17 protein-coding genes and 1 pseudogene are annotated in these 17,099 nt (G+C 60.0%); 10 read left to right on the plus strand and 8 right to left on the minus strand.

The window, feature by feature from the left end; all coding sequences use genetic code 11:
• Nucleotides 1-51 precede the first annotated feature (51 nt).
• Both upp and J7G73_RS01675 read left to right on the plus strand, forming a co-directional pair.
• On the plus strand, nt 52-684 hold the full coding sequence (gene upp, locus J7G73_RS01670) for a uracil phosphoribosyltransferase (protein WP_087291800.1): 633 nt from the start codon (nt 52-54) through the stop codon (nt 682-684).
• A 40-nt stretch (nt 685-724) separates the two neighbouring features.
• Entirely contained in the window at nt 725-1,459 is a 735-nt protein-coding gene (locus J7G73_RS01675; RefSeq protein ID WP_291244988.1) for a hypothetical protein, read from the plus strand.
• Between the two features lie 63 nt (nt 1,460-1,522).
• Here the strand turns inward: J7G73_RS01675 and J7G73_RS01680 are convergent, their stop codons facing one another.
• Together J7G73_RS01680 and J7G73_RS01685 are read right to left on the minus strand one after the other, a co-directional pair.
• On the minus strand, nt 1,523-2,245 hold the full coding sequence (locus tag J7G73_RS01680; RefSeq protein ID WP_087291794.1) for a YoaK family protein: 723 nt from the start codon (nt 2,243-2,245) through the stop codon (nt 1,523-1,525).
• Nucleotides 2,246-2,341: 96 nt separating this feature from the next.
• Complete coding sequence (locus J7G73_RS01685) at nt 2,342-3,529, minus strand: nucleotidyltransferase family protein (protein WP_291244989.1); 1,188 nt, start codon at nt 3,527-3,529, stop codon at nt 2,342-2,344.
• Nucleotides 3,530-3,716: 187 nt separating this feature from the next.
• Here J7G73_RS01685 and J7G73_RS01690 point away from each other — a divergent pair, with 187 nt between their 5' ends.
• Nucleotides 3,717-4,916, plus strand: coding sequence for an acetate/propionate family kinase (locus tag J7G73_RS01690; RefSeq protein ID WP_291244990.1), 1,200 nt, complete (start codon nt 3,717-3,719; stop codon nt 4,914-4,916).
• Between the two features lie 108 nt (nt 4,917-5,024).
• On the opposite strand, the gene J7G73_RS01695 is transcribed toward J7G73_RS01690, so the two are convergent.
• From J7G73_RS01695 to J7G73_RS01705, 3 genes are read right to left on the minus strand one after another with little or no spacing between them, the layout of a single operon-like run.
• The gene (locus J7G73_RS01695) at nt 5,025-5,699 is read right to left on the minus strand and encodes a DUF4956 domain-containing protein (protein WP_087291784.1); all 675 of its coding nucleotides are present in this window, start codon (nt 5,697-5,699) and stop codon (nt 5,025-5,027) included.
• Nucleotides 5,686-6,402, minus strand: coding sequence for a polyphosphate polymerase domain-containing protein (locus J7G73_RS01700; protein WP_291244991.1), 717 nt, complete (start codon nt 6,400-6,402; stop codon nt 5,686-5,688). The genes J7G73_RS01695 and J7G73_RS01700 overlap by 14 nt, the downstream gene beginning before the upstream one ends.
• Nucleotides 6,386-8,032 (minus strand): CotH kinase family protein, encoded by a 1,647-nt coding sequence (locus J7G73_RS01705; RefSeq protein ID WP_291244992.1) that lies wholly within the window; start codon nt 8,030-8,032, stop codon nt 6,386-6,388. The genes J7G73_RS01700 and J7G73_RS01705 overlap by 17 nt, the downstream gene beginning before the upstream one ends.
• 185 nt (nt 8,033-8,217) lie before the next feature.
• Between J7G73_RS01705 and J7G73_RS01710 the strand changes: the two are divergent.
• From J7G73_RS01710 to J7G73_RS01725, 4 genes and pseudogenes are all read left to right on the plus strand, one after another.
• Nucleotides 8,218-8,403 (plus strand): annotated as a pseudogene (locus J7G73_RS01710) (TnpV protein); the annotation flags it as partial.
• Between the two features lie 203 nt (nt 8,404-8,606).
• Nucleotides 8,607-9,044 (plus strand): radical SAM mobile pair system MarR family transcriptional regulator, encoded by a 438-nt coding sequence (locus J7G73_RS01715; RefSeq protein WP_291244993.1) that lies wholly within the window; start codon nt 8,607-8,609, stop codon nt 9,042-9,044.
• Entirely contained in the window at nt 9,041-9,730 is a 690-nt protein-coding gene (locus tag J7G73_RS01720) for a radical SAM mobile pair protein A (protein WP_291244994.1), read from the plus strand. Before J7G73_RS01715 ends, J7G73_RS01720 begins: the two co-directional genes overlap by 4 nt.
• Nucleotides 9,718-10,626: a radical SAM mobile pair protein B gene (locus J7G73_RS01725; RefSeq protein ID WP_291244995.1), complete on the plus strand. Its 909-nt coding sequence runs from the start codon at nt 9,718-9,720 to the stop codon at nt 10,624-10,626. Before J7G73_RS01720 ends, J7G73_RS01725 begins: the two co-directional genes overlap by 13 nt.
• A gap of 355 nt (nt 10,627-10,981) precedes the next feature.
• On the opposite strand, the gene J7G73_RS01730 is transcribed toward J7G73_RS01725, so the two are convergent.
• Entirely contained in the window at nt 10,982-11,203 is a 222-nt protein-coding gene (locus J7G73_RS01730) for a hypothetical protein (RefSeq protein ID WP_058963270.1), read from the minus strand.
• A 492-nt stretch (nt 11,204-11,695) separates the two neighbouring features.
• Here J7G73_RS01730 and J7G73_RS01735 point away from each other — a divergent pair, with 492 nt between their 5' ends.
• The 3 genes from J7G73_RS01735 to J7G73_RS01745 all read left to right on the plus strand — a co-directional run bounded on the left by J7G73_RS01735 (nt 11,696) and on the right by J7G73_RS01745 (nt 14,863).
• Entirely contained in the window at nt 11,696-12,943 is a 1,248-nt protein-coding gene (locus J7G73_RS01735) for a hemolysin family protein (RefSeq protein ID WP_247643360.1), read from the plus strand.
• Between the two features lie 5 nt (nt 12,944-12,948).
• Nucleotides 12,949-13,956 (plus strand): aspartate--ammonia ligase, encoded by a 1,008-nt coding sequence (asnA, locus tag J7G73_RS01740; protein ID WP_291244996.1) that lies wholly within the window; start codon nt 12,949-12,951, stop codon nt 13,954-13,956.
• A gap of 139 nt (nt 13,957-14,095) precedes the next feature.
• Nucleotides 14,096-14,863: a sulfite exporter TauE/SafE family protein gene (locus tag J7G73_RS01745; protein ID WP_291244997.1), complete on the plus strand. Its 768-nt coding sequence runs from the start codon at nt 14,096-14,098 to the stop codon at nt 14,861-14,863.
• Nucleotides 14,864-14,911: 48 nt separating this feature from the next.
• On the opposite strand, the gene J7G73_RS01750 is transcribed toward J7G73_RS01745, so the two are convergent.
• Both J7G73_RS01750 and J7G73_RS01755 read right to left on the minus strand, forming a co-directional pair.
• Complete coding sequence (locus J7G73_RS01750) at nt 14,912-15,280, minus strand: LysR family transcriptional regulator (protein WP_087291767.1); 369 nt, start codon at nt 15,278-15,280, stop codon at nt 14,912-14,914.
• A 34-nt stretch (nt 15,281-15,314) separates the two neighbouring features.
• Nucleotides 15,315-17,099, minus strand: a 1,785-nt coding sequence (locus J7G73_RS01755) for a helix-hairpin-helix domain-containing protein (RefSeq protein WP_291244998.1), incomplete at its 5' end; no start/stop codon positions are given.

The raw sequence follows: 17,099 nt of genomic DNA on the forward strand, positions 1-17,099 counted from the left end.
CGTTTTAAGGAAGTTTTCATACACAACTCACAACATAAGGAGCGGTTAATTATGAGTAAGAATCCCATGATCCTGGACCATCCCCTGGTACAGCACAAGGTAAGCCACCTGCGCGACAAGTACACCGGCACCAAGGAGTTCAAGGAGCTGGTCAGCGAGCTGGCCATGCTGCTGTGCTACGAGGCCACCCGTGACCTGCCCACCGAAGAGGTGGAGATCGAGACCCCTGTGGCCATCGCCAAAACCCGCGTGCTGAGCGGCCGCAAGCTGGCTCTGGTGCCCATCCTGCGCGCCGGCCTGGGCATGGTGGACGGCATGCTGACCCTGCTGCCCGCTGCCAAGGTTGGTCACATCGGCCTGTACCGCAACGAGGAGACTCTGGAGCCTGTGGAATACTACTGCAAGCTGCCCAGCGACATTGCCGAGCGTGATGTAATGGTTCTGGACCCCATGCTGGCCACCGGCGGCAGCGCTGTGGATGCCATCACCCAGATCAAGAAGCGCGGCGCCAAGAGCATCAAGTTCCTGGCCATCATCGCCGCTCCCGAAGGCCTGGAGCGCCTGCACAGCGTCCATCCCGATGTGGACATCTACGTGGCCGCTCTGGATGAGAAGCTGAACGAGAACGGCTACATCATCCCCGGTCTGGGCGATGCCGGTGACCGCATCTTCGGCACCAAGTAAGCTCCCCTTATAAAGTCAAAACGGAAACGAGGTGTGCCTTGTGAAACAATTCATTCGTTCGCTGCTGCTCAGCCTTCTGCTGACCGGCGCGATCGGCGCGGCCTTCTGGGTGTTCCATCAGGGCACATTTTTTGGTCCGGCGGTGAACCGGATCACCATGACCTGCCTGATCCTGCTGCTGGCGGCGGTGTGGTACCTGTTCTTCTCGAACCTGTGGTTCCACCACATGCAGCGCAAGCAGCGGGTGCTGGACGCACTGCCCCAGCCGCCTCAGGCGGAGCCGGAGCCCGCTGAACCGGAAAGCAAGCCCGAGGCGGCCGCCGAGAGTGAGCCGGAGCCGGAGGCAGTGCCCGAACCGGAACCGGTTTCGGAGCCTGAGCCCGCCAACGGGCCGGAAGCCACGGTGTTCATTCCGCCGCAGCCCGAAGAGGCCCCGCAGCCCGAGGAACCGGCAAAGCCGGAGGCCAAACAGCCCGCGGAGCAGTGGACCGCCGCGCCGGAAAGCACTCAGCGCCCGGCCGCAAAGCCCGCCCGCACCGCTTCCGCCCGAAGCCGGGCCAAAACCGCGGAGGAAAAGGCCGCGGAAAAGGCCCGCAAGCTGCAGGAAGCCGCCCAGGAAAAGCAGGCCAGCCGGGCCCGCCGCCTGGACGAGGACGCCGCCCGCCAGCAGAAAAAGCTGGAGGAGCTGCGCGCCGCAGCCGCCCGCAAAAAAGCGGCCGGCACCAAAAAGCGGATGGACTGGAAAAACAGCGATCCCCAGAACAGCGAGCAATAAAAAGCAAAAAGTTCCGTGTGCAGCGCACACGGAACTTTTTTGTTGCTTTTGTTGGATGGATGGTCACACCGGGCCGCTGGTCTCCCACTCGCTGGAAAACAGCATACCCAGCACCACGGCCAGCACCAGGCAGGCCAGCCAGATGGCCCCGGTGCCCAGCGGCTCGCAGACCAGTGCGCTGATTCCCGCGCCCACCACAAAGGCCAGAATGACCCCGTAGTAGTTGCACATGTGGGCCAGCAGGGTCCTGTCGCCGGTGCGGCGGTACTGCACCAGCAGCTCGGTGCCGCTGCGCAGATTACCGGTGCACATGGTGGTGGCGTAGGCCCTGCCGTGCACCTTGCGGAAGGACTCCACCTGCAGCGAGCACACAAAGGACACGCACACGTTGGCCAGATCGTTCCAGCCCTCGGCCGCGGGCAGAAAGCCCACCGCCGCCAGCACTGCCAGCTCGATCAGCAGCACCCACTGCCGCCAGTGGAGCCGTCCGCCGGGGCTTGCTTTGCCCCGCGCCCTGATCCATTCCGCCAGCAGCACGCCCGCCACAAAGGCCAGGATGGGCAGCAGGTAGTGCCCCGCACCGGCCCAGTCGCCCCGGGCCACGTCCACCCCAAGCATCACGATATTGCCCGTCTGGGCGTTGGCAAACACATGCCCCCGCCCCAGATAGGTATATGCATCCAGAAAACCGCCTGCCAGCGCCAGCAGAAGGCCCACACGAAGCGCCTCACTGCTCTGCACCACGGCCTGCTGTTTGTTCTTCACCGCATCTTCCCTCCCGCTCATGGTTCTTCGCCCCTCATTATAGTGCGTTGGCACGAAAAATGCAACTTGTCCAAAAAAGCCGCCGGGCATTTGTGGGTTCTGCCAAGGAGCATCCGGTCATTCCCCGGTACGCAGCAGCGGCTTTTGGGTGTAGCTGCCGCCCATGGGACCGGGCGTGCGGCGGCACAGCGCCGCCAGATCCGCCCCCGCCGCATGGGCGCGGGCCATGGCGCGGGCCGCGTCGCTTTTCTTCTCCAGCGCGGCCAGAGAGGTATCCGCCGGAAGGAGCGCCCCCTTCAAAAGGGCAAGGCCCGCCCGGTTGGCCGCCAGCACATGCAGGTAGGGCGGGGTCTGGGGCAGGTCCGGGCCGTAGCCCAGCGCCGCGCACAGCGCATAGCGGCGCAGCCGGGCGTGGGCATAACGCTTGGTCTTCATGGCGGTGTACAGGCCCTCCAGGTCCGGCGCGGTACGCGCTGCTGCCGCCAGCCGGTGCTCCAGACCCTCGGCGGTGCCCCGGGTGGCGCTCAGCTGCTCGGGACCCATGGCCCGCAGACGGCTGAGCACCGCGATGGAAAAGGCCCGGCCGTCCAGATCCTCCCCTTCGGCCGCGGCGGCCTTATAGCGCTCCAGCGCCGGGGCGGGCACATAGGGGGCCAGCGCCTCCACGCCCTGCTGCCGCCACAGGCTTCGCAGAAAGCTGGCGCTGGCAAAGCCGCCCTCGCCGGGGGTCTGCTGGCCGTGCTGGGCCCCGGTGCGCTGCACCGGCACCGGTACAAGGCGGCTGCCCTGCCGCAGAATGGCCTTGCAGTATTCCACCCCCAGATTGTTGTTGGGAGCCGCCAGAATCTCCCCGGCCCGGGGATGCAGCGCCCCGGCCGCCTGCGCACGGGCGGCGGCAAAGGGCAGCCCCTGCCCGGACAGCTGCCGCACCAGCCCGTCGAATTCCGAGCTGCACAGCACCCGGGCGGTTTCCTGCAGGTCCTGCGCATCCGGCGTTTCCGCCCCGAAGACCAGGCTGTCCAGCCCGGGCAGGGCGCTGAGCGCAGCCACCCCCGCAGCGGCAAAGCCCTCGGCGCTCTGCACCGCACAGGGGTTGGGAAGGCCGATCACCAGGTCGGCCCCGGCATCCAGCGCGGCGGCCGCCCGCACCGCCGGGGGCAGCAGTGCCGCCGCGCCCCGCTGGGTCAGATCCTCGCTCATACAAACCGCAATTGCCTCGGCTCCCAGCTCCCGCGCCCGGCGCAGCTGCCAGGCATGACCCGCGTGAAAGGGGTCGTATTCTGTGATAATGCCCGCCAAACGCATGTTTTTACCGCCTTTCTCCAGCTTATTGCCGGAAAACCGGCCTGCTTCTTGAAAACGAATTGGTTCCATTATATAATAAAAAAAGCAAAATGTAAAAACCCGGCTCGGTCAAAGGTCTTCTTTTTCCTGGGCGCGGGTTTTTGCGCCGATTTTTTGATTTTACATGATTGCAGGAGGAAACTAACACATGAAGATTCTGGTTATCAACTGCGGTTCTTCTTCTCTGAAGTACCAGCTCATCGACATGGACAATGAGAACGTGCTGTGCAAGGGCCTGTGCGAGCGCATCGGCATCGAGGGCAGCAAGATCACCCATAAGGCCAACGGCGGCGCCTGGACCGAAGAGGTTCCCTTCCCCACCCACACCGAGGCTTTCTCCAAGGTCGTTGAGATGATGACCACCGGCGAGGGCGCTGTTGTGAAGGATAAGAGCGAGATCGGCGCCATCGGCCACCGCGTTGTGCAGGGTGCTGAGTTCTTCACCAAGAGCGAGATCGTGACCGATGCCATCATCGACAAGATCGAGGAGATCGCTCCCCTGGCTCCCGTTCACAACATGGCTCATGTGCAGGGCCTGCGCAGCGCCAAGGCTGTGTTTGGTGCTGAGACTCCCAACGTGGTTGTATTCGACACCACCTTCCATCAGACCATGCCTCCCAAGGCTTACATCTACGGCGTGCCCTACGAGATGTACGAGAAGTACTCCATCCGCCGCTACGGCGCTCACGGCACCAGCCACCGCTATGTGAGCATGGCCGCTGCCAAGTTCCTGGGCAAGGACCCCAGCGAGCTGAAGATGATCACCTGCCACCTGGGCAACGGTTCCTCCATCACCGCTGTGGACGGCGGCAAGTGCGTGGATACCAGCATGGGCCTGACCCCGCTGGCCGGCGTGCTGATGGGCACCCGCTGCGGCGACGTTGATCCCAGCGTTGTGACCTACATGGAGCAGAAGCTGGGCATCCATGGTCAGGAGATGGCCGACTACCTGAACAAGAACAGCGGCCTGCTGGGCATTTCCGGCGTTTCCAGCGACAAGCGTGACATTGAGACTGCCGCTCAGTCCGGCAACAAGCGCGCCCGCCTGGCCGAGGAGATGCTGAACTACCAGATCAAGAAGTACATCGGCGCTTACACCGCTGCCATGGGCGGTCTGGACTGCGTGGTCTTCACCGGCGGCATCGGCGAGAACGACGCCCCCCTGCGCAAAGAGGTTTGCGAGAACATGGAGTTCTTCGGCATCAAGCTGGATGAGGAGAAGAACAAGCAGCGCGGCGCCGACATCATCGACCTGTCCGCTGAGGACAGCCGCGTGAAGATCCTGATGGTCTGCACCAACGAGGAGCTGATGATCGCTCGCGATACTCTGGCTCTGGTGAACGGCTGATCCATCCTGCTGAAGCAAGCATAACAAAAGCCGCCCGGTTTTCCTTTTGGAAAGCCGGGCGGCTTTTTGTTTCGATTGATTTTAAAGCACGGATGAATGCGCGGCGGCTCAGAACCGGGCCTCGCCGTCGTGGGCCAGCAGGCTCACGCTCTCCACACCGGGCACCGCGGCGCAGGCCTGCACCAGCTGGGCCTCCTTACCGGTGCGCAGCTCCAGAATCAGGTCCACGCCCTGAGCGGTCAGGTTGCGGCTCTTCACCCGAACTCCCTTGGCATACTGGCGAACCACCGCCTCCAGCGCCTTTTCCACCGCCGGGTCGCTGCCGTTCACCACCAGCAGGAAAGGCGCCTTGCCCGCGGGCACCAGATCCAGCAGGAAGACCAGCACGGTGACCACCAGGCTGGCGATGATGGCAATGGAATATAGCCGCGCGCCGCACACGATGCCGATGCTGATGCTCCAGAACAGGAACACCAGGTCCATGGGGTCCTTCACCGCGTTGCGGAAACGCACGATGGACAGCGCACCCACCATGCCCAGGCTGATCACGATGCTGCTCTGCATGGCCAGCACGATGGCCGCGGTGATCACCGGCATCAGGGCCAGGGCCTTGTTGAAGTCCCGGCTGTAGAAGGCGTTGCGGCTGGCCAGCCGGTACACCACATACAGGTAAACGCCCAGTAGGGTGGTGATGCCCAGCACAACCGCCAGGGCGGCGGGGGTGATATCGGTGGAAGCGAAGCCCTCCAGCACACTGTTTTTGATCACATCATTGAAGCTCATATTGCATTGCCCTTTCCGCCAGAGGCTCGCTCAGAACCAGCCGGCTGAGATAATATTTTGAGAATGCGGTGCGGCGCAGATGCCCCAGTTCCAGCACCTGGGCCACCGGGTCCGGGAGGAATTCGTCGTATTTGACCTCCAGCACATGCTGCCCTGCGGACAGGATGGGCGTGAGCGGCACCCGCTCGTCCAGAAAGCAGCCCACCGCCGCACCGGCGGCGATGTTCCGATCAAAGGTGATGCGCACGTTGCCCAGACGGCTTATGTAGGCGGTGCGCTCGTATTCCACGATCACCTTGGGGGCAAGGCCCCGGGTGCGCATGGCCGCCGCCAGCAGGTTCATGGGCGGCGGACTGCCCGGCCCGATGGGCGGAGGCGTGCCCTGCAGGATGGCCCGGCACTGCTCCGGCGTGATGGTGCAGCCGGTCTTGTGGGTCATGCCGTGCAGCTTTTCCTTGATCTCCAGCTTGATGAGGCCCGCGTCGCCGTTGTAGATGCGCAGCCGGTATTTGCGCCGGTCGTCCACGCCGGCCTCGTTCTCCCACAGGCAGTTGTTGTCGAAGTCGTCAAAATACAGGCTGCGGATGGCATAGCCGCCGGGCCGGTGATGGCCGTCCGGCCGGAGCAGCGGAGCAAGCCGGGCGGCGAGCACCGCCAGCTGGGCCCCGCTCACCTGGTACTTCCATTCATTCCGGTAATCCAAACTCTTCCACCCTTTCCGGCCGGTAATCCGCCATGTATTCGTCCAGATAATCCAGCCGCTTTTGCATCAGCTCATCGGTTTCCTCCAGATCCATCGTCCGATGGGCGGAAAGGCCGCTGGCGTAGGCATCCTTTTCTCCCCAGAGCGCCCAGTCACGGGCCATGGCTCCGCTTTTCACCAGATATTCGGTCTCGGTCTCCATGGCCTCGAGGATCGCGTCCCAGTCGAACAGGGTCTCGCGCAGCTCGGCCCAGCGCCGGGCCACCCGGTCCGCGGTGCCCTCCGGGTCGGTCTCATACAGCCGGTTCAGCTCCATGTCCGGGATGACGAGGGTGGTGAAGTCCAGCTCGAACATGCCCTCGTGGGTATCGCCCCACACATAGTTCAGGTCCCAGGGGATGCGGTAGAACTGCCCCTCGTCCGACCGGTACATGTAGTACATATTGTGGTAGGAATTGTCGATGGCGCAGGTAAACTGCTTGAACAGAGCCACATCGATCAGGTTATCGGTGTTGGCCGTCTGTTCCAGGTGCCCGGTATCCGTCTCGGTATCCGGCCAGAAGAAGGTCTCTGCGTAGCTGCGCAGGGGCTCCCACACGCCTTCGGTCCAGCGCTTCGGCCAGACCACCTCCAGCTTGTTCAGCCATTGCAGGCTCTGGTCCTCCTCCAGCTGGTCGTATTCCTCATCGTAGGCCATCACGCCCTGCCGGTATTTATACAGCCGGTCGCCGCCCTCCAGGTCCAGCAGCTCCCGGTCCACGGTGGTGCACAGCAGATACATACCCATGTACTCGCCGTTCAGATACAGCTCCACGAACTCACAGGACGCGCCCGCCGGGTCGAAGTCGTAGGCGGCGCTCATCTGGCCCCACAGGTCGTTGACCACCTTGTCCCGCACGCGGGTCACATCGGTGGCCAGATTCAAAAGAATCCAGTCCGCATCCGAGCCAAGGCCCAGCAGGTCCTGGGCGTCGGCGGCTCCGCTCTCGTCCATCAGGTTCAGCCGGTAGGATTTTTTGTCCGCAAAATAGCTGGCGTTGCCCCGCCAGTGCCATTCCAGACCGGTGCTCACCGCCTGCTGACGCACATTTCCCTCGGGCCAGAACACCCGGATGCTGCCGTAGTTGTTCTCCACCGGCAGGCGGCCCATGGTGCCGCCCACGATCGCCGGGTCACGGGGCGTACTTACCCGCACCTGACTGTCGATGGCGATGGCCGGCATGCCGCTGCGGTACACATACAGCTTTTTCCACTGCTTGCCGTCGCACACATACACCGCCTGCGGCGCGCCGGTCTCGATGGCCTCGGCGCCGTCCGTCTGCCAGAGCCAGTCCGGCAGATAGACCTGCCCCCACTGGGCACTGAGCGTGCCGGTCACCTCTCCGCTCAGCGGCTGCGGCAGGCAATAGGCCCCCAGCTCCCGGTTATAGGGCAGCTCCACCCCGTTCCAGTACAGCGCGCATTCCTCGGCGCTCAGGGCGGTGGTGGCGGTCAGCTGCTCGATTTTGTCCCGGTCCGCCAGAGAAACGCCGAACAGCAGCCGGGACTGCTGCAGGCCGCTGAACGCCAAAAACCCGGCCAGGGCGCAAAGGCAGCCGATGACCAGGACCAATTTGACTGTTTTCTTCAAGAAATTGCCCCATTTCCCTAAGGCCGCACCGCTTGAACAATACGCCGTAAATCGCGCGGAGCCGCCGTAAAATTGTGTCGCAGTTTCGTTTTATTTTACCACGCTGCCGGGTGGGCTGTAAAGGCTGGTCCAGCTTCTGCCAGACATAAAAAAGCCGGCCGGTGCATAGCTGGGTGTACGTAAGACAGCATTGCGCTGAGATTGACGAAGCGGCACGAAACCGCATGAAGCTGATCGTGCGGTCACTGGCAGAGCAAAACGGTGTGACCGAACAGCTGAAAGCCGAAAACCAAATGGAATGGGTGCGGCAGATGAACGCTTGCAAGGCACAGGCAGAGGAAGTTGTGAAAGCGGAATTGATTTATGATTGAGCGAGAAAGTCCGGGCAGAAAACTGTTCGGACTGTTCTCATATAGTCCAAAGTTGCGGTAGAATTGTTCACAAGTTTTATGGTATAATTTTAAGATAAACTTGAGCAACAAATCGGAATTTACCTCTATTCAAACATACAAGCTCTTGACAATAAAGCTCCTATATAGTATGATTTTGTGAACTACTATATAGGAGCTTTTGTATGAAAACAAATGGCGGATTTCTTGTCACCAAAATAAAACAACTTAGTGACCGGATTTTTGAGAAGATTCTCAGCGAAAAGAATATTGATGCGTTCAATGGAGCCCAGGGGCGCATTCTTTATGTGCTGTGGCAGGAGGATGGAATCTCGATCAGGTCACTCTCGGTCAGATGCGGATTAGCGATAACATCTCTTACGACGATGCTGGAAAGAATGGAACATCAAGGACTGATAAGCCGTGTTCAGTCTGAAACGGACAAAAGGAAAACACTCCTGTTTCTGACTGAGAAAGCACATGCCTTAAAGGGCGAGTACGATTCTGTATCTGATGAGATGGGCAGCATTTACTACAAGGGTTTTTCAGAGGAAGAAATTACCCGGTTTGAGGAATGCCTCGACCGCATCAGAAAGAATCTTGAGGAGTGGCAGAAGTCATGAGTATTTGTATCAAAGATCAGATTCAGAACATGAATCTCGTCATCGGCTGCACAGTGGGGTGTGCATATTGCTATGCCCGCAACAATGTGAAGCGCTGGCATATGATTGATGACTTCACTGACCCTGAATTCTTTCCGGGTAAGCTCAGGATGATGGAAAAGAAACGTCCGCAGAACTTTCTTCTTACCGGCATGAGCGATCTGTCCGGATGGAAGCCGGAATGGAGAGACGAGGTATTTGCAAAGATCCGTGAAAATCCACAGCATCAGTTCCTATTCCTTACCAAGCGCCCCGATCTGCTGGATTTTGATACCGATCTGGAAAACGCATGGCTTGGCGTTACGGTGACGAGGAAAGCAGAACTGTGGCGTATTGACACCCTTCGAAAAAATGTCAGAGCAAAACATTACCATGTTACCTTTGAGCCGTTATTCGACGATCCCGGTACAGTTGACCTTTCCGGAATCAACTGGATCGTTGTCGGCACTATGACCGGGGCTCAGAGCAGGAAGATTCATACGGAGCCGGAATGGGTATGGTCTCTGACGGATCAGGCACACGCACTCGGCATTCCGGTGTTTATGAAGGAAGACCTTGTCCCTATCATAGGGGATGAAAATATGATTCAGGAAATGCCGGAGGAATTCAATAAAGTATTAGAGGTACAGAGATCATGGCAGAAGTAATCGATGGAATCCTCATTCGTGAGGTGGAAACAAAGAACATCATGACCAAGTCCAGTCTGCCGGTAGGCGGTTACTCGGTCAATCCCTATGTGGGCTGTACACATGCCTGCAAGTATTGCTATGCTTCTTTTATGAAGCGCTTTACCGGACACACGGAGGAATGGGGCACTTTCCTTGATGTGAAGCATTGGCCAGAAATTAAAAATCCGAAGAAATATGCCGGACAGCGGGTGGTCGTCGGTTCTGTGACGGATGGCTACAATCCACAGGAGGAGCAATTCGGGAATACCAGAAAACTTCTGGAGCAGTTGATTGGCAGTGACGCAGATATTCTGATCTGCACAAAGTCTGATCTTGTGGTAAGGGATATTGATCTGCTGAAGAAGCTTGGACGGGTGACCGTTTCATGGTCGATCAACACACTGGATGAAAATTTCAAGAACGATATGGACTCTGCTTCGAGCATTGAACGGCGTATCGCTGCTATGAAGCAGGTATATGACGCAGGAATCCGTACAGTCTGTTTCGTATCTCCGGTATTTCCCGGCATCACGGATTTTGAAGCCATCTTTGAGCGGGTAAAGGATCAGTGTGACCTGTTCTGGCTCGAAAACCTCAATCTTCGGGGCGGCTTCAAAAAGACGATCATGGATTATATCGCTGGAAAATATCCTGATCTTGTACCGCTTTACGATGAGATCTATAACAAGCATAACCGCAGCTACTTTGAAGCGCTTGAAGTAAAAGCTGAGGAAATGGCTAAGAAGTATGATTGTCCCTTTGTGGATAATGAAATGCCTTATGGAAGAGTCCCGCAGGGACATCCGGTGATCGTGGATTATTTCTATCATGAGGAAACCCGAGGGACAGAGAATACCGGAAAAAGAAATCGCTAGCTTCAATTTTGTCGCACTGATAAAATCCCTTTAGGAATAAAGGGCGCACTTCTATACTCTCCTGTCGAGAGTATCGTGCGTCCTGGGTCGCTTCATTCCCGGTCAGCAGAAGAAAACTGCCCGACCGAGAATGTTTCGTCACGACCTTCCGTCAAGGTGGCTATACCCCCTTGCGCCGCTTATGCGGCTATCCCTTGTGGACTTGCTGGCGGCAAACGGTTTTGACAAACCGTTTGCCGCCAGCAAGTTTGAAGATTAGACATAAACAAATCCTCCGCATGGTCTAAGCCATACGGAGGATCAACTGTTTTACGGACACCCGGCGATTGCACCGGCCGGTCCCTTTTCGGTTTGGTTACTGAACCACCGCGTTGTAGACCTGCTCTACTTCCTCGGCGTTCTCACCCATCAGCTTGACGGGATGTTTGTAATCCAGATTCATCAGGCCCAAAATGCTCTTGGCATCGGCGATGACGCCCTTCAGATCCTGCACGTTCAGCTCGCACTCGCAGGAAGCTGCGGCGCTCACAATGTCCTTAACCTGTTTGAAGCTGGAAACCTTGATTTCTTTCATCATTGTCTCATGCCTCCCAAAAAATCTTTTCCATGTTTTCCGGCGGCGCGCCTTTCCCCTGCGCGCGGCATTCCGGTTTTTCCTCGGAGCCTTACCGGTGTGTGTTATAGTATGGCTGAATCAGCCGCCCCTCAAACACAACCTTGCTCCTCGCTAGGCATTATAGCACGGAATAATCCATTTGTCGCCACTTTTCAGAAGTTTCTCCCCGATGTACCAAAAGCGCTGTTCTTCTTGGTTACTTTTTGTCACTTTTGTCTTTAACATTGAGATGGGTTCACACTTCGGAAACATTTGTCCATATCCTTTTGTTTGTTAGGCAAAAACACATTGTTTTGCTGCAACAACCTTCGCCATATTTTTGTTGCATTATCGGCCATGTTCTGTTATATATAATAAGGTAACCCCTGCCCCGCTGCGGGGGCTGCAGCCCGAAAAATACATTTGAGAATTCAGAAAGGTTCGTGATTGTTTTTGGATACGCCTGGCCCTAGTATGTACCTGTTTCTTCTTCTTCTGGTCGCCGGTTCGGCCTTCTTTTCCGGCAGCGAGACCGCACTTTCCTCCTTCAACCGCATCCGTATGCGCAACCGCGCGGAAAGCGGCGATAAGGGAGCGGCCCTTGCGCTGAAAATCGCCGACGATTACGACAAGACCATCTCCACCATCCTCATCGGCAACAACATCGTAAACATGGCCAGCTCCTCGCTGGGCACCGTAGTGGCGATCGCCATTGTGGGCCAGCAGTGGGGCCCCACGATTTCCACCGTGGTAATGACCCTGCTGGTGCTGATCTTCGGCGAGATTCTGCCCAAAAGCGTGGCCAAGGAGCACGCGGAATCCATCGCCATCCGGGTCGCCGGCATCATCGACATGCTGCGCAAGCTGTTCGCCCCCCTGGTAATGTTCTTCGTGCTGCTGAAAAAGCTGGCCTTCGGCCGCAAGGCGGCGGACGATCAGCCCAGCGTGACTGAGGACGAACTGAAGACCATCATCGACACGGTGGAGGAAGAAGGCGTGCTGGACAGTCAGGAGACCGACATCATCCAATCGGTCATCGACTTCGACGATATCACCGTGCAGGAGATCCTGATTCCCCGCGTGGATATGCTGGCTGTGGACGTGAACGAGCCGGTGGATCAGGTGATTGCCACCGTGCTGGCCAACAGCTACACCCGCATCCCGGTGTATGAGAACGACATCGATCACATCATCGGTATGCTGCACACCCGGGACCTGTTCAACTGCCTGGCCCAGAACAAGCCCGTGAATGTGCGCGAGCTCTGCCGCGACATTCCCTTCGTTTACCGCACCAAGCACATCAATGACCTGCTGGCCGAGCTGCGCCGCAAAAAACAGCACATGGCTATCGTGACCGACGACTACGGCGGAACCCTGGGCCTTGTGACCATGGAAGACGTGCTGGAGGAGCTGGTGGGCGAGATCTTCGACGAGACCGACGAGGTGGAGGAGCTGCCCATCCAGAAGCTGGAGGATAACCTGTACCGGGTGGCCGGCGAGGTGAACATTGACGACCTGTTCGATGAGCTGGACCTGAAATTCAAAGGGTTTGAAAGCGATTATTCCAGCGTGGCCGGCTGGGCCCTGGAGTGCCTGGAGCACATCCCCGAGCCCGGCGAGCACTTTGTGTTCCAGAACCTGCACGTGACCGTGGAAAAGGTGGAGGACAAGCGCATTCTGAGCCTGCTGGTGCGCATCGAACCCAAGCCCGAGGAGGAATAACACCAATGAACAAGACCGTGCTGCCCGGCGGCTACACGCCCTGCCTGGGCCTTTACGACACCCAGAAGGCCATTGGCCTGATCAAGCAGATCTTCGAGGTGAAGCTCTGCGCCGCACTGCATCTGAAGCGGGTCACCGCGCCCCTGTTCGTGGACCCGGCCACCGGCCTGAACGACGACTTGAACGGCGTGGAGCGCCCGGTCAGCTTCGATGTGCCCGCCACCGGCTCCAGCGCCCAGGTGGTGCACAGCCTGGCCAAGTGGAAGCGGCTGGCCCTGCATCAGTACGGCTTCCGGGTGGGCAACGGCCTTGTGACCGACATGAACGCCATCCGCCGGGATGAGGAGATGGATAACCTGCACTCCATCTACGTGGACCAGTGGGACTGGGAAAAGGTGATCACCGCCCAGGACCGCACCCCGGAATTTTTGCAGCACACGGTGCAGAACATCGTGTACGCCATCAGCTCCACACTGGATGAGCTGAAATGGCAGTTCGCGGACCTGAACACCAGTCTGTGCCGCGAGGTCACCTTCGTGACCAGCCAGGAGCTGGAGGATCTGTACCCCGGCCTGTCGCCCAAGGAGCGGGAAAACGCCTTTGCCAAGGAGCACCGCACCATCTTCATCATGCAGATCGGCGGCAAGCTGAAGAGCGGCAAGCCCCACGACGGCCGCGCCCCCGACTACGATGACTGGACGCTGAACGGCGACCTGCTGTTCTGGCACGAGCCGCTGGAACAGGCCATCGAAATCAGCAGCATGGGCATCCGCGTGGACCCCGCCGCGCTGGACCGGCAGCTGAGCGAGGCCGGCTGCGACGAGCGCCGCGCCCTGCCCTTCCACCAGATGCTGCTGGCGGGCGAGCTGCCCCTGACCATCGGCGGCGGCATCGGCCAGAGCCGTCTGTGCATGCTGCTGCTGGGCAAGGTACACGTGGGCGAGGTACAGGTGAGCCTGTGGGACGACGAGACTCGCGCCGCCTGCCGCGCCGCCGGTGTTCCCCTGCTGTGATATTTCCCTGATGTTACAGGTTCCCGGCCTTCCGGAATGGAAGGCCGGGTCTTTTTCGGACTGTTCACAAAATTTTCGCCTTTTTGCGCTATTCTTCTCTTTGACATTTTGGAAATTGGAAAAGTGAGGCAACAGTAAGATGCTTTTGACCCTCATCGTATGCTTTTTTGCGGGGATGGGCGCAGGCCTGGGCACCGGCTTCGCCGGCATGAGCGCCGCCGCGGTGATCAGCCCCATGCTCATCACCTTCCTGCACATGGACCCCTATCTGGCGGTGGGCATCGCCCTGGCCAGCGACGTGCTCGCCAGCGCCGCCTCCGCCTACACCTACGGCAAAAACAAAAATCTGGACATCCGGGGCGGACTGGTGATGATGGCCGCGGTGCTTCTCTTCACCATGGTGGGCAGCTGGGCCGCCAGCCTGATGCCCAGCCAGACCATGGGCGGCTTTTCGCTGTTTATGACCCTGTTCCTGGGGCTGAAATTCATCGTGCTGCCGGTGACCACCACCAAGGAGAAGCGGGCCGGGCTTTCGCCGCTGGTGAGCTGCCTGCAATCGCTGGGCTGCGGCGTGGTGATCGGATTCATCTGCGGCTTCGTGGGCGCGGGCGGCGGTTTGATGATGCTGCTCATCCTCACCAGCGTGCTGGGCTACGAGCTGAAAACCGCGGTGGGCACCAGCGTGTTCATCATGACCTTCACCGCCCTCACCGGCGCGGTTTCCCACTTTGCCATCGGCGGCACACCGGACGCTCTGGTGCTGGCGCTGTGCATGCTGTTTACTCTGGTGTGGGCGCTCATTGCCGCCCGCTTCGCCAACCGGGCTGGCCCGGTGGTGCTCAACCGGGCCACCGGCGCGGTGCTCACCGTGCTGGGCGTGATCATGATCGCGGTGCATTATCTGTAATCAAAAAAGCCGCGGAGCATTCCAAAAGCGAATGCTCCGCGGCTTTTCTTATTGCTCCGGGGGAAGATCCTTTTCCGGATGGAACGAGGAAAAATAGGTGTTGTACAGATCCTGGGCGCTCTGGCCGCAGGCGGTACGGTAGGCCTGATAGCGCATGAGCAGCTCCTTGGCCTGAGGGGTGATGGTGCTGCCGCCGCCGCCCTTGCCGCCGATGGTCCGCTGGGTCATGGCGAAGCCGAATTCCCGCTCCGCCCGCTTGACCATGGAAAAGGCCTTGGTGTAGGCCATGCCCAGATGCTGGGCCGCAGCCCGCAGGCTGCCCAGCCGCTCCACCTCCAGCAGCAGCTCACAGGGACCAGCGCCGAAAAACCGCTCGCCCTCGTCGCTGCAAAAGTACACGCTGAATTTTACCTGCATGGCTGTTTCCTCCCTTTCCCTTCTCTGCCTTGATTTACTGCTTGTTCAGCCCCTTCATGGTCAGGCTGATGCGCTTTTTCTTCTGATCCACATCCAGGATCTTCACCTTGACCACGTCGCCCACCTTCACCGCCTGGCTGGGGTGCTTGATGAACTTGTCGCTCAGCTGGCTGATGTGCACCAGGCCGTCCTGATGCACGCCAATGTCCACAAACGCGCCGAAGTCGATCACGTTGCGCACGGTGCCCATCAGCTCCATGCCGGGCTTCAAGTCCTCCAGGCTCATCACGTCGCTGCGCAGCATGGGCGCGGGCAGCTCGTCGCGCATGTCCCGCCCGGGGCGCAGCAGCTCGGCGATGATATCCTTCAAAGTCGGCTCGCCCGCACCGGTCTCGGCGCAGAGGGCGGCAAAGCCGATCTCCTTTGCCTTTTTGGGCAGGGCCTGGATGGCCTCGGTGCCGATGTCTTTGTCCGCAAAGCCGCACAGGCTCAGCAGCTTTTCCGCCGCCGGGTAGCTTTCCGGGTGGACGGCGGTGCCGTCCAGCGCCTTTTTGGCTCCGGGAATGCGCAGGAAGCCCGCGCACTGCTCAAAGGCCTTGGGGCCGAGACCCTTCACCTTTTTCAGCTGGGCGCGGCTGGCGAAGGCGCCGTTCTCCTCCCGCCAGGCCACCACATTTTTGGCGGTGGAGGCGCTCTGGCCCGCCACCCGGGCCAGCAGGGGGGCGCTGGCGGTGTTCAGGTCCACGCCCACGCTGTTTACGCAGGCCTCCACCACGCCGTCCAGCGTCTCGTTCAGCCGCTTCTGGGGCATGTCGTGCTGGTACTGGCCCACGCCCACGGCCTTGGGGTCGATCTTCACCAGCTCGGCCAGAGGGTCCTGCAGCCGGCGGGCGATGCTCACCGCGCTGCGCAGGTTCACGTCGAACTGGGGGAACTCCTCAGCGGCCAGCTTGCTGGCGGAGTAGACGCTGGCTCCCGCCTCGCTGACCACCATGTACTGCACGCCGCCGCCCAGCTCCCGGATGACCTCTGCGGCGAAGATCTCGGTCTCCTTGCCGGCGGTACCGTTGCCGATGGCGATGATCTGCACATGGTGGCGGCGGATCAGGTCCTTTACCTTCGCCTTGGCCTGGTCCACCTTTTTGAACTCCGGCACCGGGTAGACCACCGCGGTGTCCAGCACCTTGCCGGTCTCGTCCACCACGGCCAGCTTGCAGCCCATGCGGTAGCCCGGGTCCATGCCCAGGGCCACCTTGCCCTTGATGGGCGGCTGCAGCAGCAGCTGGCGCAGGTTCTCGCCGAACACCTGGATGGCGCCCTCGGCGGCCTCGTCGGACAGATTGGAGCGCACCTCACGCTCCAGACTGGGGTGGATCAGCCGGGTGTAGGCATCCTCCACCGCGGCGCTTACCTGGGCCGCGCTGGGGCCGCCGCCCGCCTTCACGAACATGCGGCGGATGCCGCCCACGGCCTTTTCCGCGTCCACCTCCACGGTCACCTTCAGAAAGCCTTCCCGCTCGCCCCGGTCCAGAGCCAGCACCCGATGACCGGCGATCTTGTTCACCGCCTGGCTGAAATCATAGTACCCGGCATAGACGCTGTCCTCCTCCTTGGCGGCCTTGCTCTTCACCAGGCCGAAGGTCTGATAAAAGCGGCGCAGCTGGGCGCGCAGGGCCGCGTCGTCGCTCACCTGCTCGGCGATGATGTCCCGCGCACCGGCCAGAGCAGCTTCGGCATCCGGTACCTCGTCATTGATGTACTTCTCCGCCTCGGCGTTCACATCCAGGCCCGGCTTCTGGGCGAAGATGGCCTGGGCCAG

Source organism: Allofournierella sp. (genome assembly GCF_017889395.1).
GTDB lineage: Bacteria > Bacillota > Clostridia > Oscillospirales > Ruminococcaceae > Allofournierella.

Coding starts and splice junctions, on each gene's coding strand:
- upp (WP_087291800.1), top strand. CDS start 52: ATGAGTAAGAATCCCATGATCCTGGACCATCCCCTGGTACAGCACAAG.
- J7G73_RS01680 (WP_087291794.1), bottom strand. CDS start 2,245: ATGAGCGGGAGGGAAGATGCGGTGAAGAACAAACAGCAGGCCGTGGTG.
- J7G73_RS01685 (WP_291244989.1), bottom strand. CDS start 3,529: ATGCGTTTGGCGGGCATTATCACAGAATACGACCCCTTTCACGCGGGT.
- J7G73_RS01690 (WP_291244990.1), top strand. CDS start 3,717: ATGAAGATTCTGGTTATCAACTGCGGTTCTTCTTCTCTGAAGTACCAG.
- J7G73_RS01695 (WP_087291784.1), bottom strand. CDS start 5,699: ATGAGCTTCAATGATGTGATCAAAAACAGTGTGCTGGAGGGCTTCGCT.
- J7G73_RS01715 (WP_291244993.1), top strand. CDS start 8,607: ATGAAAACAAATGGCGGATTTCTTGTCACCAAAATAAAACAACTTAGT.
- J7G73_RS01720 (WP_291244994.1), top strand. CDS start 9,041: ATGAGTATTTGTATCAAAGATCAGATTCAGAACATGAATCTCGTCATC.
- J7G73_RS01725 (WP_291244995.1), top strand. CDS start 9,718: ATGGCAGAAGTAATCGATGGAATCCTCATTCGTGAGGTGGAAACAAAG.
- J7G73_RS01730 (WP_058963270.1), bottom strand. CDS start 11,203: ATGATGAAAGAAATCAAGGTTTCCAGCTTCAAACAGGTTAAGGACATT.
- J7G73_RS01735 (WP_247643360.1), top strand. CDS start 11,696: ATGTACCTGTTTCTTCTTCTTCTGGTCGCCGGTTCGGCCTTCTTTTCC.
- asnA (WP_291244996.1), top strand. CDS start 12,949: ATGAACAAGACCGTGCTGCCCGGCGGCTACACGCCCTGCCTGGGCCTT.
- J7G73_RS01745 (WP_291244997.1), top strand. CDS start 14,096: ATGCTTTTGACCCTCATCGTATGCTTTTTTGCGGGGATGGGCGCAGGC.
- J7G73_RS01750 (WP_087291767.1), bottom strand. CDS start 15,280: ATGCAGGTAAAATTCAGCGTGTACTTTTGCAGCGACGAGGGCGAGCGG.